Below are 15,058 nucleotides of genomic sequence, written 5' to 3'. Positions count from 1 at the left end.
TTTTTTTATTACTATTTTTAAGGAGGGGTTGAGTAGTGAATAGTTTTACGCATAAAGATATTTATATAGAAGATGGGAAAAGAGTATTAGAGATTAATATATTGCCAGAGAAATATTGCAATTTTGATTGTATATTTTGTCCTATAGGTAGATAAAAAAATAAGCTAGATACTCAAATATTATTTGATGGTGTGGATAATTTATTAAGTGAATTAGAATGTATTATAGACGAAAGTAATGCAGAGTTAATTTTTATTAACTCAAAAGGTGAAGTTTTTGTAAATGATAAGATTAGTGATATTATAGATTTTATAAAAAGTAAGGGATTAGTTATAAGGCTACTTTCTAATGGATATTTATTAGGTAGAGATGAGTATAAATATATTGCTAATAAATGTGATGAAGTTAAAGTAGAAAGAATGGATGATGATATATTTAAGAAAAAGTTAGGGATATCAGATGAAAGATATGAGTAAGTGTCCAAGGAATTATTAGAAATAGTAAAATAGTATATAATAAAATTAACTGTACCTATAATTAAAAAAAATAAATGATTAAGTACAGTTAATTATTTTGATTTACTATTTATTTAAATTATTTAAATCCCATTTGTCAGCATCTGTAACTTCTCTTAATACCTTGCAAGGATTACCTACAGCTATAACACCTTTAGGTATATCTTTTGTAACGACACTTCCAGCACCAATTATACTACCTTCTCCTATAGTTATACCTCCTAGGATAGTACAATTTGCACCTAACCATACATTATCTTCAATATTGATTGGCTTTGAATCACCAAAACCTTCAGATCTTTGTGTTGCATCAATGGCATGACCTGCACATGAAATACAAGTTCCAGGACCTATGAATACACCGTTACCTATATAAATAGGAGATGTATCAAGCATTACACAATTATAATTTACAAATGCCATACCGCTAAAATGTATATTAAATCCATAATCGCACTTAAATGTTGACTCTATAAAAGTTAAAGGAGTACTTGTACCTAAAAGTTCTTTTATAATATCTTGTTTTCTTTTTTCATTGTCTGGTCTTAAATTATTAAATTCCCATAGCAGATTTTTAGCTTTTGATTTTAAATCTGGACTTATGTCCTTATAGTGATAAATATAAGGTTTATTTTTTTTCATTTCTTCTGTAAAGTTCATAGTTTTATATATTAACCTTTCGTTTAAATTTATACTTTATTTTATTTATATAAACTTGTATATTATTAAAATTATATCTCAATAAACTTAATTTTGTTTATAAAATTATGTATAGTTATCATCAACGTAAATACATAAATTCAAAAATAACTTACATGTTATTATAAAGCAGATAACACTTAGTATAAATATAGTTCAATTTAAAAATTTTTTTTTATAATTATGCCCTTCTAATTAAATTATCATTATATTATACTAAAAATTCCAAATAATCCATAATATAAAAAAGTTTGACGTCAAATTAATTTTATAATTAAAGGAGTACAACTATGAATGTTATAGAAGCAATAAAAATGCGTAAAAGTGTAAGAAAATTTAAAGATGAAGTAGTACCAAAAGAAGATATATTAAAAATGTTAGAATTAGCAACTGAAGATCCTTCACCAAAGCATCAACAAAATTGGAACTTTGTTGTACTAACTAATCGTGAGATAATTAATAAAATGGCTGATATAGTAACGAAAAGTCATGAAAGATTAGGTGAAATAGCAAAGACTGAAAAAGATAGAAAAATACATATGAGTGTAATAAAATATTATACATGCTTTAGAAATGCTCCAGTAGTACTGGTATATGGTTCAGAATATAAAATGATAGAGTATAAAATACTAAAAGATAATGAGGCATTTTTATTTTTTATTTTCAGTTTTAAAGTTTGTGCTAAGCTTTCTAAGTAATCTTAAAAACTCTTCTTTTTTCTCTTTAGTAAAATTTTTATAAGCAGTTTCTCTTACTTGTGATGAAATAAAATTAAATTTATCCTCAATGTCTATAGCTTTTTGAGTTAAGCTTATATATGTAACACGTTTATCTATAGCTGACTTTTCTTTTTCTATATATCCTAAACTTATAAGTTTATTTACTAGTGAAGTTACTGTAGATTTATCTTTACCAATTTTTTTAGCTATCTCTTTCATAGTTAGTTTCTTATCACTTTCATAAAGAGCAGTTAATATATTACCATGTGTTGGTATTAGGTCAGTTAAATTATTTTCTTTTAATTTATTTTCAATGAATTTTATCATATTAGCTTTAGTTCTACTAATAAAATAAATAATATATTTATCCTTCATATCAATTCTCCAATCTAGATAAGCTATATTTATCTTTATATATAATACCATATTTAAATAGGTATTTTCTTAATTAATTATTAGCAGATTCAATAAAATTTACTATCTTTATGCCAATACCATCTTATATAGTATTCATAGAATAAACAAAAGTTATCTGTGTATATAAGTAAGGTGAAGTCAACTATAAAATGCTTTAATATTTCTACTAAATTATTATCTAACTGTACTTTATCTACTTGCATTTTTTAAACCTCATTAATATAGTTACAGCATTAAGCAATATATTAATTGTCATATGTGTAAATTATTAGTAAAATTATTGAAGAGTCGAAATTATAAGATAATATTTATAAGTTTGATTTTGGATTATATTATAGACTAATAAAATTTTAGCAAAGGAAAGGAAAAAATCTATGATAAGTAATTTACGTATGAAAGGTATAACTTTAGTTATGCTTGGAGCTATGTTATGGGGAATATCTGGAACCGTAGCTCAATTTTTATTTCAACAAAACGGTTTTACCCCAGAATGGCTAGTTGTTGTTAGGCTATTAGCATCGGGGATATTATTACTATTTTTAGGTTTAATTAAAAAAGATAAAGGCATAAAAGAAATTTGGAAAAATAAAAAAGATAGAACAAATCTTATATCATTTAGTATATTAGGAATGTTAGGTGTTCAATATACTTACTTTGCTGCAATTAAGCATGGCAATGCGGCAACTGCGACTATACTTCAATATTTATCACCAGTAATTATTACGTGCTATATGGCATTTCGTTGCAAGAGGTTACCTAAGTTAAATGAAGTTTTTGCTATAGGTTTGGCAATGATTGGCGTATTTTTCATAATTACGAAAGGTGATATACATAGTTTATCTATATCAGAATTAGCATTATTCTGGGGATTAGCATCAGCTTTTGCTTCAGCATTATACACACTTCAACCTATAGAGTTATTAAAAAAATATAGTTCTACTACAATTGTTGGATGGGGGATGCTAATTGGAGGTATAGCTTTTAGTTTTATAAATCCACCATGGAAGTTTAGTGGAGTAGTTTCTATATACTCAATTGTAGGTGTTGTTTTTGTTGTTGTATTCGGTACACTTATAGCATTTCAATGTTATTTAGAAAGTTTAAAGTATATACTTCCAACAGAAGCAAGTACATTAGGATCGGTTGAACCTTTATCAGCAGCATTTTTATCTGTAATATGGTTAAAAGATCCATTTGGATTTATGGATTTTTTAGGTATGACTTGTATTATTGTTACAATTATAATATTATCTTATGTTAAAAAAGGTAATAAAGACGAAATAAGTGAAAATAGTTTATTAGATACGAAGTTATAAAATATTAATTAAAAAATATAGTTTAAAGTTTTTGTTGACAATCCAAAATCAGTAATATAAAATTTAATTAAAATTAAATATAAATCTTCAGGGCAAGGTGAAATTCCTTACCGGCGGTTATAGCCCGCGAGCCTTATGGCAGATTCGGTGAAACTCCGAAGCCGACAGTAAAGTCTGGATGGAAGAAGATTAAAATAATTGATACTATAATAGGTATTATTTATTGTCTTGCAAATTTTAGCTCTGAAATCATTGATTTCAGAGCTTTTTAATTTTACGTACATAAAATACTTTAAGGCAAGCAGCTTATTAAACAATAGCTTTATTAAATATACTTAAATAGTAAATATATTAAAATCAACTTCCTACCTCCTGAAATTAGCCAGGAGGTTTTTTAATAGTAAAATTTATATAAGGAGGTTAACATGGATGAATATTTTATGAATATGGCAATAGATTTAGCACGTAAAGGAGAAGGAAGGGTAAGCCCCAATCCTTTAGTAGGTGCTGTAATAGTAAAAAATAATAAAGTGATTTCTACCGGATATCACAAACTATATGGAATGGAACATGCAGAAATTAATGCAATAAATAATGCAAAAGAACCTCTTGAAGGAGCAACAATTTATGTAACTTTAGAGCCATGTTCTCATTATGGAAAAACTCCACCATGTGCTTTGACTCTGATAGAAAAAAAGTTCAAAAGAGTAGTTATTGGAATGAAAGATGTAAATCCAATAGTTTCTGGAAATGGCATAGATATGCTATTAAAAAATAATATAGAAGTTAAAGTTGGAGTATTAGAAAAAGAATGTAAAGAACTAAATGAAGTATTTATTAATTATATTAAAACTTTAAAACCTTTTGTTTTATTAAAATATGCTATGACACTAGATGGAAAGATTGCAACTTTTACTAAAGATTCTAAGTATATAACTTCAGAAAAATCTAGAAAAGAGGTACATAAGCTTAGAAACAAGTATAAAGCTATAATGGTTGGAATTAATACAATACTTAATGATAACCCTCTTTTAAATTGTAGAATAGAAGGCGGAGTAAATCCTATTCCAATTATAGTGGATTCAAATTTAAGAATACCAATGGATTTAAATATTTTTAATGTTCATGAAAAGATAATAGTTGCTACTATATCTGATGATGAAGATAAGATAAATAAATTAAAATCTAAAGGCGTTGAAATAATAAAGACTTCTAATATAGATAATCAAGTAAACCTCAGTGAATTAATGATTAAATTAAAGGAAAAAGAAATAGATAGCATTTTATTAGAAGGTGGTTCAACTCTTAATTACTCAATGGTTAAGTCTAATTTAGTAAATAAGGTCATGTCATTTATCTCGCCTAAAATATTAGGCGGAAAAACATCGCCAACTCCTCTTGGAGGCAGGGGAATAGAGTTTGTTAGAGATGCTATAAAATTAAAAAATATAAATCAATATATTATAGATGAAGATATTGTCATTGAAGGATATTTATAAGGAGAAATTATGTTTACAGGAATAGTAGAAGAAATTGGAGTGGTAAGAAGTATAAAGAATGTAAATGGAGGCAAAGAAATCTGCGTACACTGTAAAAAGATACTTACTGATATAAAGTTGGGAGATAGTATATCAACCAATGGTGTATGTGTAACTGTAACTGATTACTATAAAGATAGTTATACCTTCTATATAATGGAGGAAACTATAAGAAGAAGTAATTTAGGAAATCTTAAAGTAAATGATATTTTGAATTTAGAAAGAGCTTTAAAGGTAGATTCTAGATTTGATGGTCATATAGTTAGTGGACATATAGATTCATCGTGCATTATTTCAAATATAGAAAAATCACCTACAAGTTTGGATATATTTATAGAGGCAAATGAAAATATCTTAAGGTATATAGTAAAAAAAGGTTCTGTAACTATAGATGGTGTAAGCTTAACAGTTGTATATGTTGATGATTATAGATTTAAGGTATCTATAATTCCACATACACAAGAAGAAACCACTTTATATAAAAAGCAAATAGGGGATTATGTAAATATTGAATGTGACATTGTAGGTAAATATATTGAGAAGTTTTTAAAAATAGATAATATATCTAAAAAATTAAATATAAATAAAGAGTTCTTATCTAATAATGGATTCATGTAAATTTTAAAGGAGGAAGTATGTTAAATAGCATAGAAGAAGCATTAGAAGATTTTAAATTAGGAAAGATGTTGATTGTAGTTGATGATGAAGATAGAGAAAATGAGGGGGATTTAGTAATAGCATCGGACATGGTAAAAGATGAAGATATTACATTTATGTTAAGATACGCAGGTGGTCTTATATGTACACCTATGGCTAAAGATTTATTAGATAGATTAAATATAAAAAGTATGGTTTATGAAAACACAGATTCGCATAACACAGCATTTACAGTTTCTGTAGATTATATAGATACTACAACTGGAATTTCATCGAAAGAAAGAGCTTTAACTATTAAAAAACTTATAGATAAAAACTCAACGGAGCATTCTTTTAAAAGACCTGGTCATGTATTTCCTCTAGCAGCTAAAGAAGGAGGAGTACTTGTAAGAAATGGTCATACAGAAGCAGGTGTTGATTTAGCTAGAATATGTGGATTTTCTCCTAGTGCTGTAATCTGTGAGATAGTTAAAGATAATGGAGAAATGGCTAGACTAGATGATTTAATAAAGTTTTCAAAGTGTCACAATATAAAGATAGTATCTATAAAAGATTTAATTGAATATAGACTAAAAAATGAAAATTTAATGCTAAAAGTTAGTGATTCTAAAATGCCAACTAAATATGGAGATTTTAGAATATATGGATTTGAAAATAAATTAACTAAAGATCATCATATAGCTATTGTCAAAGGAAATATAGAAAATAAGGATTCGGTATTATGTAGAATACATTCAGAATGTTTTACAGGCGATATACTTGGTTCTATGAGATGCGATTGTGGAAATCAATTACAAGCAGCTCTTAAACTTATAGAAGAAAATGAATCTGGTGTAGTAGTTTATATGAGACAAGAAGGTAGAGGAATTGGGCTTTTAAATAAAATAAAAGCTTATAACTTACAAGATAATGGACTTGATACAGTTGAAGCTAATTTAGCACTTGGATTGCCTGTAGATTCAAGAACTTATTATGAGGCATGTCATATTTTAAAAAAACTGAATATTAAGAATATAAGGTTAATGACAAATAATCCTGATAAAATCAAAGATGTTGAAAAGTACGGTATTAATGTAAATAAAAGAGTAATTTTAGATTTAGATTTAAATGAAAAGAATAAAGATTATTTAAAAACTAAGCAAGATAAATTAGGTCACTTATATACAGTATAAAGAAAAATAGGAGGATAAATATTTATGAAAATTATAGAAGGACACTTAATAGGAAAAGATTTAAGAATAGGAATTGTAGCAGCTAGATTTAATGAATTTATAGTTTCAAAATTAATATCAGGTGCAATAGACGGACTTAAAAGACATGGAGTAAATGAAGATGATATTGAAGTAGCTTATGTTCCAGGATCATTTGAGATTCCATTACTTGCTAAAGCTATGGCAAAGTGTAATAAATATGATGCAATTATAACTTTAGGTTGTGTCATAAAAGGTGCAACACCACATTTTGATTATGTTTGTGCAGAAGTATCTAAAGGTGTGGCATCAGTAGGAATTGAAAGTAATATTCCTGTTATATTTGGAGTACTTACGACAAATTCAATAGAACAAGCAATAGAAAGAGCAGGAACTAAAGCTGGTAATAAAGGATATGATTCTGCACTTACTGCAATAGAGATGATTAATTTAGTAAAACAATTTTAATTATAGAGTTTAGATGTATTAAAGTTAAAATTATAGATTAATATAAGATAAAAACACCAAATATTGTATTTTCTACATAGCAATATTATAATATAAAAAGCATAGTGACTAGAATTTATATTACAAAGTATATAGTATAAGAAGTAAAAGTAGAAGGAGAAGAGACACAGTATGTTATATTTAGTTTACATTTTTGCAGGATTAGGGGCAGGAATTGTAACAGGACTTGCAGGACTTTCTGCAGCAGTAGTTATAACACCTTTATTAGTAAGTTTATGTAAATGGCAAAGTTATGATGCTGTAACGGTAGCACTAGCAGCTGATGTACTTGCTAGTATGTTGACAGCCTACACTTATTATAAAAATAAAAATATTGACTTAAAAAATGGAATCCTTGTTACAATTACCGCTTTTATAGGAACTATTATTGGTAGTTATAGTGGATTTCTTTTTTCCCAGTCGCAGCCAGATGGTCTAGGGTATATTTCTATGGCAACTACCATTTTACTGGGGATAAAATTTTTAGTACAACCTATTGAAAAAGGTTTTGGTGCAGAAGATGGTTCAGAACAAATAAATCATAAAAAAATTGCAACAGCAATGTTCTTTGGATGTGGAATAGGTTGGATTTGTGGTTTTACAGGAAGTGGTGGAGGAATTTTAATGCTTACAGTATTTACATTACTTCTTGGATATAATTTAAAAGTAGCTGTAGGTACAAGTACTATGATTATGACTTTGGTCGCTTTAACAGGAACAGTAAGTCATATTTCTATGGGTGCTAAAATACAACCATTACCTATGCTGTTAGTTATCATTTCTTGTGTTATAGCTGCTTATGCTAGCGCACAATTTGCAAATAAGTGTGAGATTAAAAAGTTAAATAGAGTCGTAGGTATATGCCTTGCAATTCTTGGGATAATAACTATTTTAATAAAATTGATATAAATAGAAACTTATATTAAATGATTAGTAGAAAAAACTATGAGATAATATGCAATAGTAATATGGTATAGAGCGTTAACTCTATACCATATTTAATTATAATATGATGAGAATAGTTTTAGAGATAAAAATTAATACATCCAAGGAGAGTATATGATAAATATAGTAATAAGAAAAGAAGAAAGAGATTTTAAAGAAGTCAAAGTAATGATTAAAAATCATTTGAAAGTTCAGAACACACAGATAATAATGAACATAATTTAGTAGAAAAGCTTCGTAAATCGGATAACTTTATAGAAGGATTATCCTTAGTAGCAAAACATAATGGTAAAATTATTGGACATATAATGTCAACAAAACTGGATATAGTATTTTAGAATGAAAAATATATGTCTTTAGCATTAGCACCTCTTTCTGTTCATCCGGATTTTCAAAAAATGGGGGTTGGTAGATTACTTATAAAAGAAACTTTTAAAATAGCTAAAGAATTAGGTTATGAATCTATATTTGTTCTAGGTAGTGAAAAATACTATCCTAGATTTGGATTTGAGAAAAGTACAAATTTTGGTATAAATGCACCTTTTGAAGTACCAAGTGAAAACTATATGGCTATAGAGTTAATTAAAGGAGCATTAGAAAATGTATCTGGAGATATAGTTTATGCAAAAGAATTTTTTGAAGTTTAGAATATATTAAATCAAGAAAACAACTTAAAAATAGGTCAGGAAGTTTGTTTAGAAATTTCTAAAGTTGATATTAAGTATTTAGGAAACAAAGATAATAAAGAAAATTTAACAATAGCTGTATAGGGGTAAAGATATGAAAGATGGACACATACATACGCCATATTGTCCTCATGGTAGTAAAGATAAACTAGAGGATTATATACAAAAAGCAATAGATGTAGGATTAATTGAAATTACTTTTACAGAACACTTACCACTGCCGAATAACTTTGAAGATCCATCACCTAAAAAAGATAGTGCAATGGATGAAGATGATATATTAAGTTACTTTAAGGAAGTTAATTTTTTTAAAGATAAATATAAAGATAAGATTAAAATAAATGTAGGTGTAGAAGTAGACTATATAGAAGAATACGAATATGAGATAGAAAAAATGTTAAATAAGTATGGTAATTATTTAGATGATTCTATATTATCAGTACATATGATAAAAATAGGTGAGAAGTATTATTGTATAGATTTTAGTGCTGAAGAATTTTTAAAGATAGTTACTAAGCTAGGTTCTATAGAAAATACTTACAATAAATATTATGAAACATTAAAGTTAGCAATAAATAGTGATTTGGGAATATATAAACCCAAAAGAATAGGTCATTTAAATTTAGTTAGAAAGTTTAATAAGTTATTTCCATATGATTATGATGGAAATAAGCGACTAGATGAAATTATTAATCTTATATGTGAGAAAGATTATGAGCTAGATTTTAATACTTCTAGTATTAGAAAAGTATATTGTAGAGAACCGTATATACATGGATATCTACTAGAGCTTGTAAATAAATATAAAATTAAAACCGTTTTAGGTTCAGATTCACATAGTTTTGAAAGTGTAGGATTTAATATATAACTCAATTTTAGCTGTTACATCAAATATTCTCTTATATTCTCTGCTAAATTGAGATAGGGTTTCATATCATAGTTCATAATAAACCAATTTATATGTTATTTTATTATTCTCATAAGAGACAATTGATGAAATTTTCAACAAGATCTATATTATTTATAATGGATGATAGAGCGCATTATAAATTTTTTAGTGAAAATGCTTATGATAAAACAGATAAAACTCCATTTAATAAATTGGAAGAATTTTTTTATCAAATTTAAAATAAGTATAAAAATAACTCTATAATAGTACTTTACTATAATAGAGTTATTTTATTATGGTTATTTAGAACGTATATTTTGATAATAAAGTAAATTAATTTTTTAATAAAGAAAGGTGATAGAAAAATGGAATTAAAAGAGTATTTATCATATTTAAATCAAGGAAAGAAGGTAACTGAAGGTTCAAAAGTCCATGAATTTATGCATAAATTATCACAAGAAGCTTTAAAGATTACATCAGTATTAAATAATGAATATCATGAAGCTCATGAAATTAGAGAAATTTTTTCTGAGTTGATTGGCAAGGCAGTAGATGAAAGTTTTGGACTGTTCCCACCATTTTACACTGACTGTGGTAAAAACATAGAAATAGGAAAAAGAGTATTTATAAATGCTGGATGTAAATTTCAAGACCAAGGAGGCATAATTATAAAAGATAATGTTTTAATTGGTCATAATGTAGTATTAGCTACACTTAATCATGAAATTGATCCTAATAAACGAGGAGATATGTATCCATCACCAATTGTTATAGGAGAAAATGTATGGATTGGATCGAATGCCACAATTTTACCAGGAGTAACTATTGGTTATGGTTCTATCATTGCAGCCGGTGCAGTTGTAACTAAAAATATTCCTAAGAATGTTGTTGTTGGAGGTGTTCCAGCAAAAGTTATTCGTAAAATTGAGAAGTAAATTATAAAACTAGTTGACTTGAAGTTAACTCTAAGTACTATCATTAATTTGTAAAACACAATAAATTAGGGGGGATTAAAGAGTGAGCAAAAAAGTATTGGTATTATCAGCAAGTCCAAGAAAAAATGGGGATTCTGAGATTTTATGTGAACAATTTATAAATGGGGCTAGAGAATCTGGTAATGATATAGAAAAGATATTTTTAGGAGATAAGATTATTAATTATTGTATAGCTTGTTATAGATGTAGAAGAGATGGAGTATGTGTTCATAAAGATGATATGGCTAGTATATTGCAAAAAATGATTAATGCAGATGTAATAGTAATGGCAAGTCCAGTTTATTTTTATACTATGGATGCACAGATGAAAACTTTAATTGATAGAACCGTAGCAAGATACACAGAGATTACTAATAAAGATTTTTACTTAATAGCAACTGCAGCAGATCTTAATAAAGCAATGCTGGAAAGAACTTTCGATGGATTTAGAGGATTTATGGATTGCTTACCAGGGGCAAAAGAAAAAGGCATTATTTACGGAGTAGGTGCTTGGCAAAGAGGAGATATAAAAGAAAGTAAAGCTATGAAAGAAGCGTATATAATGGGGAAATCAGTTTAATAAATAAAAGAAGAAGTTGATGATGAAGCATACAAAATGCTTAAATAAAATTAAATAAATTATAAAAAAAGCTAGTTTGGAAATTAATTTAAACTAGCTTTTTTATTCTAATACTTAGATAAAAAAATAAATACACATCTTAACTTATACATATATTTTATTCAAGGCTATTTTTGAAAATTACTTAATAGTTATCTACTTAATAGTTATCTATAGCAAACTATACAACATTAATGGGTGTACTTAATAAAGTATATAATTTGATTTAAATTTTAATTAGGGAAAGAGAGGTATATGTTATGAATGCTAATAAATGTCTAAAGCTTTTACGTGAAATTAAAGACGTTGCTTTAGCAACAGTTGATAAAAATGGAAATCCTCAAGTGAGAATTATTGATGTAATGATTGTGGAAAATGAAACTTTATATTTTGTAACAGCAAGAGGTAAAAACTTTCATAGTCAATTATTGGAGTCAAAGAAAGTTGCAATTGCAGGTTTAACTAAAAATTATGAGTCTATTAGATTAATGGGAAAAGTAAGTTTAGTTAAAGAACAAAGTAAATGGTTAGATCGTGTATTTGAAGAAAATACAGTTATGAATGATGTTTATCCAAAGGATAGTAGATATATATTAGATGTTTTCTATATAAATGAAGGAGAAATTGAATACTTTAATTTAAGTAAAAGTCCTATTTATAGAAAAACATTTTCTTTAAAAAGTAAAAATATATTTAAAAAAGGATTTTATATAACTAATGATTGTATAAAGTGTGATAAATGTAGAAAAAACTGCCCTCAGCAATGTATTACTAAGGATGAACAATACTTAATCAATCCAAATAATTGCTTACATTGTGGATTATGTTTTGAGAAATGTCCTACAAAAGCAATTATTAAGGCAGGTGAATAGGTGTGTTAAGTGAAATGATAAATTTACTTCAAGAAAAAAGTGCATTTTTTATAAACTTACTATGTCAACACTTACAGATATCATTTATTGCAGTAACAATATCTTGCATTATTGGTTTAGTTATTGGAATTATTATTAGTGAATTTAAGAAGAGTTCTAAATGTGTATTAGGTATTATTAATTTTTTATACACCATACCATCAATATCTTTATTAGGGTTTTTAATACCTTTTTCTGGTATAGGAAATAAAACAGCCATTATAGCATTATCTATTTATGCATTATTACCAATGGTAAGAAATACATTTACAGGAATTGAAAATATTGATGATGCAGTAATTGAAGCAGCTACAGGTATGGGAAGTACAAGACTTCAAATTATATATAAAATAAAATTACCTTTAGCAATGCCAATAATTATGTCAGGTATTAGGAATATGGTAACAATGACAATTGCATTAGCCGGAATAGCATCTTTTATTGGAGCAGGTGGATTAGGTATTGCTATATATCGAGGCATAACTACTAATAATACATCAATGACAATAATAGGAAGCTTATTAATAGCAATTTTAGCACTTATTATTGATGGAATACTAGGAGTTATAGAAAGAATAATTATAGATAAAAAATCTAATTTACAAATAGATTTAAAAATTTTTATATCAGCTATTGTGTTTATATTTTTAATTATTGGTGGTTTAACTTTTTATAAGAATAAAGATAATAACCAAGTTATACATTTAGCAACAAAGCCAATGACAGAGCAATATATTATTGGGGCTATGATTAAGGAAATGATAGAGGAAAAAACAGATATTAATGTAGAGGTAACACAAGGTGTTGGAGGCGGTACATCTAATATTCAGCCAGGAATGGTAAGTGGTGAGTTTGATATGTATCCAGAATATACTTCAACAGGTTGGAATATGGTATTAAAGCATGATGGTTTTTATAATGAAGAAATGTATGATGAGTTAGTAAAAGAATATAAGGAAAAATTTAGTTTTACATGGACTGGTATATTAGGTTTTAATGATTCTTATGGAATAGCTGTAAGAAAAGAAATTGCAGATAAATATAATTTAAAAACATATTCAGACTTAGCCAAAGTATCAGATAAATTAGTTTTTGGTGGAGAGTATGATTTCTTTGAACGACCTGATGGATACAGTGCACTTTCCGAAAAATATAATTTTAAATTTAAAAAAACTATGGACTTAGATATAGGATTAAAGTATAAAGCAATTAATGAAGGTAAAGTAGATGTTATGGATATATTTACTACAGATGGACAGTTAACTGAATCAGGTGTTATTGTATTAAAAGATGACAAAGAATTTTTCTCCACAGCAATGGGTGCTATGGTTGTAAGAAATGAAGTATTGGATGAATATCCTGAATTAGAAGATGTTTTTAGTGAAATGGAAGGAATACTAAATGATAGTGAGATGGCAAAATTAAATTATATGGTAGAGACAGAAGGTATGGATGCAGAAACTGTTGCACATGAATATTTAGTAAAAATAGGTATTTTAAGTAAATGAGGTGGGGTTATATGAAAATTACAATTGAATTCAAGAATATAAAAAAAGTATATAAAGATAAAGTAATTTTAGAAAATTTTAATCTATCAATAATGAAAGGTGAATTTTTAAGTGTAGTAGGAAGTTCAGGATGTGGGAAGACTACACTATTAAAGATGGTAAATGGATTAATTACTCCAGATAAAGGTAAGGTATTTGTTCATGGAAAGTGTACTCAAGACGTAGATATTATAGAATTAAGAAGAAATATCGGTTATGCAATTCAAGGAAGTGTATTATTTCCACATATGAGTATAGAAGATAATATCTCTTATGTACCAAATCTTTGGAATAAAAGAGATAAAAATAAAACTAAAGAAGCAGTAAAGAAATGGATAAAAATAGTTGGATTAGATGAAGAACTATTAAAAAGATATCCAAATGAATTAAGTGGTGGTCAGCAGCAAAGAGTAGGTATAGCTAGAGCACTTGCTGCATCTCCTGATATATTACTTATGGATGAACCATTTGGAGCTGTGGATGAAATTACTCGTTCTAGCTTACAAGATGAAATTATAAGAATACAAAAAGAAGAAAACATTACTATTATTTTTATTACACATGATATTAGAGAAGCATTAAAGCTTGGAAGTAAAGTTTTAGTTATGGATAAAGGAGGGATTCAACAATTTGGTACGCCTAGTGAAATATTAAATAATCCTAAGAATGATTTTGTAAAGAAGCTTATTGAAAGAGAAGTAAGTTATATTAAATAAAAAATGACCTAAATATATTTTTAGGTCGTTTTTTTAATTATTTTTATACTTTTCTCCCAATGAAAGCATAGATTTAAGAATAGGCTTAAGGCTATATCCTGTTTCAGTAAGACCATATTAAAGATCTCATTAGCTTAGGCTATAAATTTTATTTTGATTAATAAATTTAAAAAAATTTAGAATAATCTATTGACTTGGAGTTAACTCTAGGAA

Annotated in this window: 19 protein-coding genes and 1 riboswitch; of the genes, 16 read left to right on the top strand and 3 right to left on the bottom strand. The window is 26.9% G+C overall.

Features of this window, described 5'->3' with window-relative positions; genetic code table 11:
• Nucleotides 1–191: 191 nt before the first annotated feature.
• Nucleotides 192–476: a hypothetical protein gene (locus tag EIH23_RS16915; protein ID WP_330566201.1), complete on the top strand. Its 285-nt coding sequence runs from the start codon at nucleotides 192–194 to the stop codon at nucleotides 474–476.
• A gap of 105 nt (nucleotides 477–581) precedes the next feature.
• On the opposite strand, the gene EIH23_RS08250 is transcribed toward EIH23_RS16915, so the two are convergent.
• Nucleotides 582–1,175, bottom strand: coding sequence for a sugar O-acetyltransferase (locus EIH23_RS08250; protein ID WP_122639816.1), 594 nt, complete (start codon nucleotides 1,173–1,175; stop codon nucleotides 582–584).
• Nucleotides 1,176–1,504: 329 nt separating this feature from the next.
• Between EIH23_RS08250 and EIH23_RS08245 the strand changes: the two genes are divergently transcribed.
• The gene (locus EIH23_RS08245) at nucleotides 1,505–1,912 is read left to right on the top strand and encodes a nitroreductase family protein (protein WP_243113355.1); all 408 of its coding nucleotides are present in this window, start codon (nucleotides 1,505–1,507) and stop codon (nucleotides 1,910–1,912) included.
• Here EIH23_RS08245 and EIH23_RS08240 read toward each other — a convergent pair.
• Together EIH23_RS08240 and EIH23_RS16270 are read right to left on the bottom strand one after the other, a co-directional pair.
• Nucleotides 1,865–2,308, bottom strand: a complete 444-nt coding sequence (locus EIH23_RS08240; protein WP_122639815.1) for a MarR family winged helix-turn-helix transcriptional regulator — start codon at nucleotides 2,306–2,308, stop codon at nucleotides 1,865–1,867. The genes EIH23_RS08245 and EIH23_RS08240 overlap by 48 nt on opposite strands.
• Nucleotides 2,309–2,397: 89 nt before the next feature.
• On the bottom strand, nucleotides 2,398–2,553 hold the full coding sequence (locus tag EIH23_RS16270) for a hypothetical protein (protein ID WP_164489016.1): 156 nt from the start codon (nucleotides 2,551–2,553) through the stop codon (nucleotides 2,398–2,400).
• Between the two features lie 171 nt (nucleotides 2,554–2,724).
• On the opposite strand from EIH23_RS16270, the gene EIH23_RS08235 reads away from it, so the two are divergent.
• The 14 genes from EIH23_RS08235 to EIH23_RS08175 all read left to right on the top strand — a co-directional run bounded on the left by EIH23_RS08235 (nucleotide 2,725) and on the right by EIH23_RS08175 (nucleotide 14,845).
• Nucleotides 2,725–3,666, top strand: a complete 942-nt coding sequence (locus EIH23_RS08235; protein ID WP_122639814.1) for a DMT family transporter — start codon at nucleotides 2,725–2,727, stop codon at nucleotides 3,664–3,666.
• Nucleotides 3,667–3,745: 79 nt separating this feature from the next.
• Nucleotides 3,746–3,860: riboswitch (FMN riboswitch) on the top strand.
• 231 nt (nucleotides 3,861–4,091) lie between these two features.
• Nucleotides 4,092–5,165: a bifunctional diaminohydroxyphosphoribosylaminopyrimidine deaminase/5-amino-6-(5-phosphoribosylamino)uracil reductase RibD gene (gene ribD, locus EIH23_RS08230; protein WP_122639813.1), complete on the top strand. Its 1,074-nt coding sequence runs from the start codon at nucleotides 4,092–4,094 to the stop codon at nucleotides 5,163–5,165.
• A 9-nt stretch (nucleotides 5,166–5,174) separates the two neighbouring features.
• Complete coding sequence (gene ribE / locus EIH23_RS08225; protein ID WP_122639812.1) at nucleotides 5,175–5,822, top strand: riboflavin synthase; 648 nt, start codon at nucleotides 5,175–5,177, stop codon at nucleotides 5,820–5,822.
• Nucleotides 5,823–5,839: 17 nt separating this feature from the next.
• Nucleotides 5,840–7,033 (top strand): bifunctional 3,4-dihydroxy-2-butanone-4-phosphate synthase/GTP cyclohydrolase II, encoded by a 1,194-nt coding sequence (locus tag EIH23_RS08220; protein WP_122639811.1) that lies wholly within the window; start codon nucleotides 5,840–5,842, stop codon nucleotides 7,031–7,033.
• A 24-nt stretch (nucleotides 7,034–7,057) separates the two neighbouring features.
• On the top strand, nucleotides 7,058–7,519 hold the full coding sequence (ribH, locus tag EIH23_RS08215) for a 6,7-dimethyl-8-ribityllumazine synthase (RefSeq protein ID WP_122639810.1): 462 nt from the start codon (nucleotides 7,058–7,060) through the stop codon (nucleotides 7,517–7,519).
• 171 nt (nucleotides 7,520–7,690) lie between these two features.
• Entirely contained in the window at nucleotides 7,691–8,467 is a 777-nt protein-coding gene (locus tag EIH23_RS08210) for a sulfite exporter TauE/SafE family protein (protein WP_122639809.1), read from the top strand.
• Between the two features lie 386 nt (nucleotides 8,468–8,853).
• Nucleotides 8,854–9,150 carry a GNAT family N-acetyltransferase gene (locus tag EIH23_RS16910; protein ID WP_306666837.1) on the top strand — a complete coding sequence of 99 codons (297 nt, stop codon included), beginning with the start codon at nucleotides 8,854–8,856 and terminating at the stop codon, nucleotides 9,148–9,150.
• 133 nt (nucleotides 9,151–9,283) lie between these two features.
• The gene (hisJ, locus tag EIH23_RS08200; protein WP_122639808.1) at nucleotides 9,284–10,057 is read left to right on the top strand and encodes a histidinol-phosphatase HisJ; all 774 of its coding nucleotides are present in this window, start codon (nucleotides 9,284–9,286) and stop codon (nucleotides 10,055–10,057) included.
• A gap of 125 nt (nucleotides 10,058–10,182) precedes the next feature.
• The gene (locus EIH23_RS16720; RefSeq protein WP_279265833.1) at nucleotides 10,183–10,317 is read left to right on the top strand and encodes a hypothetical protein; all 135 of its coding nucleotides are present in this window, start codon (nucleotides 10,183–10,185) and stop codon (nucleotides 10,315–10,317) included.
• A 126-nt stretch (nucleotides 10,318–10,443) separates the two neighbouring features.
• Nucleotides 10,444–11,013, top strand: a complete 570-nt coding sequence (locus EIH23_RS08195; RefSeq protein WP_122639807.1) for a sugar O-acetyltransferase — start codon at nucleotides 10,444–10,446, stop codon at nucleotides 11,011–11,013.
• A gap of 82 nt (nucleotides 11,014–11,095) precedes the next feature.
• Nucleotides 11,096–11,632: a flavodoxin family protein gene (locus tag EIH23_RS08190; protein ID WP_122639806.1), complete on the top strand. Its 537-nt coding sequence runs from the start codon at nucleotides 11,096–11,098 to the stop codon at nucleotides 11,630–11,632.
• A gap of 299 nt (nucleotides 11,633–11,931) precedes the next feature.
• Nucleotides 11,932–12,543, top strand: coding sequence for a pyridoxamine 5'-phosphate oxidase family protein (locus EIH23_RS08185; protein WP_122639805.1), 612 nt, complete (start codon nucleotides 11,932–11,934; stop codon nucleotides 12,541–12,543).
• A gap of 2 nt (nucleotides 12,544–12,545) precedes the next feature.
• Nucleotides 12,546–14,090, top strand: a complete 1,545-nt coding sequence (locus tag EIH23_RS08180) for an ABC transporter permease/substrate-binding protein (protein ID WP_122639804.1) — start codon at nucleotides 12,546–12,548, stop codon at nucleotides 14,088–14,090.
• Nucleotides 14,091–14,101: 11 nt separating this feature from the next.
• Nucleotides 14,102–14,845, top strand: coding sequence for an ATP-binding cassette domain-containing protein (locus EIH23_RS08175; RefSeq protein ID WP_122639803.1), 744 nt, complete (start codon nucleotides 14,102–14,104; stop codon nucleotides 14,843–14,845).
• Nucleotides 14,846–15,058: the final 213 nt, after the last annotated feature.

Source organism: Romboutsia sp. Marseille-P6047, from assembly GCF_900604535.1.
Lineage (GTDB): Bacteria > Bacillota > Clostridia > Peptostreptococcales > Peptostreptococcaceae > Romboutsia_E.
Note: the sequence above shows the minus strand (reverse complement) of the source record. Positions and strands in the feature narration are given on the sequence as shown.